This is a genomic window from Streptomyces sp. PA03-5A, assembly GCF_033792725.1.
In the GTDB taxonomy this organism is placed as follows: Bacteria; Actinomycetota; Actinomycetes; order Streptomycetales; family Streptomycetaceae; genus Actinacidiphila.
Window position 1 is genome coordinate 1 of record NZ_JARAVL010000083.1, and the last position, 2,939, is coordinate 2,939.

General features: G+C 69.6%; 3 protein-coding genes. 2 read left to right on the top strand and 1 reads right to left on the bottom strand.

Annotated features, from left to right (window positions below; genetic code table 11):
• A partial coding sequence (locus tag PV410_RS44550; protein ID WP_500332386.1) for a hypothetical protein occupies window positions 1-849 on the top strand: 849 nt, incomplete at its 5' end.
• Between the two features lie 145 nt (window positions 850-994).
• On the opposite strand, the gene PV410_RS44555 is transcribed toward PV410_RS44550, so the two are convergent.
• The gene (locus PV410_RS44555) at window positions 995-1,819 is read right to left on the bottom strand and encodes a zinc-dependent alcohol dehydrogenase family protein (protein ID WP_500332387.1); all 825 of its coding nucleotides are present in this window, start codon (window positions 1,817-1,819) and stop codon (window positions 995-997) included.
• 237 nt (window positions 1,820-2,056) lie between these two features.
• Here PV410_RS44555 and PV410_RS44560 point away from each other — a divergent pair, with 237 nt between their 5' ends.
• A complete protein-coding gene (locus PV410_RS44560) occupies window positions 2,057-2,680 on the top strand; it encodes a hypothetical protein (RefSeq protein WP_500332388.1) in 624 nt (207 codons plus the stop codon).
• Window positions 2,681-2,939 lie beyond the last annotated feature (259 nt).

The window sequence follows — 2,939 nt, forward strand, 5'->3', positions numbered from 1 at the left end:
CCGACGCCGGCCGCGAGCCGGGTCTGGACCGCTCCCACCCCCGCCCCGGACACAGGCCACGCCCCCTTGACCCTGGAGGCGTCCTTCGGCTGGCTCCCGGCTGGCTTCGACAAGATCGAGTACTCGCCGCAGCAGAAGAGAACCGTCGTGAGCGTCGCGGGCAAGATCCCCGAAGGCGGTGTGAGGGGGCCCGGCCTCTCGCTCGACGTCTACCCCGAGGGAACCAAGCCGTCGCTCGGGCGCCCCTGGTACCCCGGAGGTCCTCGGCAGTACCGGATCGACGCGCCGCCGGTCAACGGCCGCCCCGCGTACTGGGTGGGGAAGAGCCCGACGGCAGCCTGGGGCCCCGCGGGTGTCTGGCATCTGCGCTGGCAGACCGCGGACGGCCGGTGGGCGGAGTTGCAGGGTGACGGTATGCCGGGGACCGCGGGGCAGCAGACCCTGCACAAGATCGCCGAAAGGGTCGTCGTGGCTCACCGGGCGATTCCGTTGCCGTTCCGGATCAGCGGTGTGCCCGCGGGATTCGCCGTTTCCGAGGCCTCCTTCGACATGGGGCGGAGGCCGGACGACGCGCCCTGGACGGCCACCGTCGACTTCATCGTCGGCGGGATGTACATCCACACCACGGTCCAGCCGGACCTGCCCGAGCCCACCATGAGCCCGCCGCCAGGCGCGGTTGTCCAGCGCTCCACGTCCACCTGCGTCCGGGAGGACGGCCTCAAGCTCTGCACCGGTTCGGAGTACGGCGTGGACGCCTACCGCGCCGTGGGCGGCCCGAAGGGCTGGCTCAAGCGGTTCACCCTGCTCGGGACGGACCAGCACGACTGGACGACGAACGTGCTGGGCTGACGTCGACGGGCGCCCCGAAGCGGCTGCCCGAGCCCTGTGGCACGCATACGGTACGGCCGTGATCACGAGAAAGGGCCAGTTCCGGGGGATCAAGCCCCCTGAACTGGCCCTACGGCATGCGCCCCGGCGGTTCACCCACCGCTGTTCAAGGGCTGTCTTGGTACGGCGTCCTACGTGTCTCGGCGAGCGTGATGGCTTCGATGAAGCGTTCGAGCGGGAACGGCCGGCCTTCGGGGATGCTCAGCACGCCGTCGGCGACGAGATCACGGACCTCGGACAGCGCGCGCAGCGCGTCCTCAGGTGAGGCACTCCCGAACCAGCGGTTCAGCCAGAAGCCACGGACCGCTTTGGTCTCGTAGATGACCGAGCGCGCCGACAGCGGGATCGTCAGCGCTGCCGGGTCGGTCTGCCGATGGGTGGAGAGCGCGCCGTAGACCACGACCTGTCCTCCGGGAGCCAAGGCCTGGGACACCTGGGCACCAACGGGGCCCGCGACGCAGTCGATGGCCTTGCGCACGCCGTCCGGCCCCGCGATCTCGGCCACGCGGTGCACCAGGTCCTCGTCCTCCGTGCAGATGACCTCGTCGCCGCCGAGTGCCCTGATCTCCTCGACGGCATCGCGTCGCCGCACGACGTTGATCGTGCGCATACCCAGATGCCCGGCCAGCTGAATGACGAGCCGGCCGACGGTGGAGCCCGCGGCCGTCTGCAACAACCATTCACCCGGCTGTACGTCGAGTTCGCGAGTCACCAGGAGCAGCGGGGTCAACGGGTTGACGGCGAGCTGACAGGCGTCGGAGTCGCTCATCTGGTCGGGGACCGGCAGGAGCCTTCGTGCATCGGCGACGAGGTATTCCTGCCACGTGCCGGCCACGCGCGGCCCGGGTACCGCCGGGACCGCGACGGTCACCACGCGCTCGCCGATCGTCAGTCCCCCGGCATCCGGGCCCAGGGCCTCGATGCGGCCCACGCATTCCATGTGCCCCCCCGACGGTGGGAAACTCCGGGGAGAATCCGTAGCGGCCGCGCCCGCCTGCACGACCTCGCCCTCACCGGGCAACTCCCACCCCGTACGGGGACAACCTTTAGGCTGTGCGGATCTGTCGTCCGTCTCGTGGGGGCTGATTTCGTGCGCGCCGTCCGATCCATCCGCCGGTCCGGCCCCCGGAGGCCCCGCAGATCCAGATGCGCCGCGGGGGTCGTCGCGTTGGGTCTCCTCGGGGGGCCGGCGCTCTCCGGTTGTGCGAGCGAGGGCAACCCCGACAACGCCAACGGCGGGCACGGGCCGATCCTGAGGAAGCTCTGGGACGTGCCGACGGGGTACGCGGGGGACTACGACTACGTGCGTGCCGTCTGGGTGATGGACGACCGGATCGTCCGCGTCTCGAACATGTCGCTCGAGGCCATCCGGTTGTCGGACGGCCACAGCATGTACTACCGGCAGCTGGACTACCCGGCAAGTGCGTCAAGGGCACTGGACTCACAGGACCGGGGCCTCGTCGACCGGTCCACGTACGACGCGCGTACCGGCACGGATCTGAACCCCATGGGAGGCGGTGACGGTCAGAAGTTCGTGGCGAGAGAACCGGGCGTGACGCGGCAACCGATCCAGGAATGGCGGAAGAAGGGGCACAAGTACAACTCCTTCACCGTTCAGGATCCCGCGACGGGGAAGATCGTCGGCCGGTACTCCGTGCCGGAGCTGAACTTCATCGCGAAGGGCGAAGTGGACAAGTGCTTCGGGATACGGCTGAAGGACGGGCGGATCGTCTTGGTCGCCTCGGACAACGTCGGCGACTACCTGGCCGCCGCCTATCGCGCACCGGAGTAGGCCGTGCCTGGAGCAGCCGCTGTCCGACCTCTCCGGGAGCGAGGGTACCGGGGCACCTGGTGCTTCTGCCCGGCTGGTGACAGGCCCCTCTCCGGTGACCCCCGTGCACGGTGACGATCCTGCCGCACCACGACGGGAGAACTGATCGCCGCAGGCACGATGGGCCGTGCAACCTTTCGCCTCGCTTCTTGCATCAGGGTGTCGGGCTTCACCTGGAGTGCGGCCTGGAAAGGAGTGCCGTCCATGGCGGAGCGCGGGC